The sequence below is a fragment of the Chryseobacterium sp. SIMBA_028 genome (genome assembly GCF_046535285.1).
Classification (GTDB): domain Bacteria; phylum Bacteroidota; class Bacteroidia; order Flavobacteriales; family Weeksellaceae; genus Chryseobacterium.
Genome location: NZ_JAWRWZ010000334.1, coordinates 1 through 268 on the forward strand (window position 1 = coordinate 1; position 268 = coordinate 268).

General features: G+C 62.3%; 1 protein-coding gene. It reads right to left on the reverse strand.

Translation table 11 applies throughout. The features are described 5' to 3' along the window. Positions 1 to 52: 52 nt before the first annotated feature. On the reverse strand, positions 53 to 268 hold a 216-nt coding region (locus SCA31_RS23675), incomplete at its 5' end, for a hypothetical protein (RefSeq protein ID WP_410699455.1).

Sequence of the window (268 nt, forward strand, 5' to 3'; positions counted from 1 at the left end):
GCTGCGATACAGAGGTGACGTGAATGAATGAGCAACTGACCATCGTTCGCCTTTACGGGATTCTCGGTGCCATGTTCGGGCGTGAGCACCGCCTCGCCGTAACGTCGACTTCCGAGGCGATGCGCGCGCTCGGCGTCGTCATCCCGGGGTTTCCGCTTTCATGGCGCGCTCGCGCGAACGTGGGCTCACGTTCGCAGTGTTCGTCGGCAAGCAGAACATCGTGCGCGACGAACTGGAATACCCGGTAGGGCGAGACGAGATCCGCGTC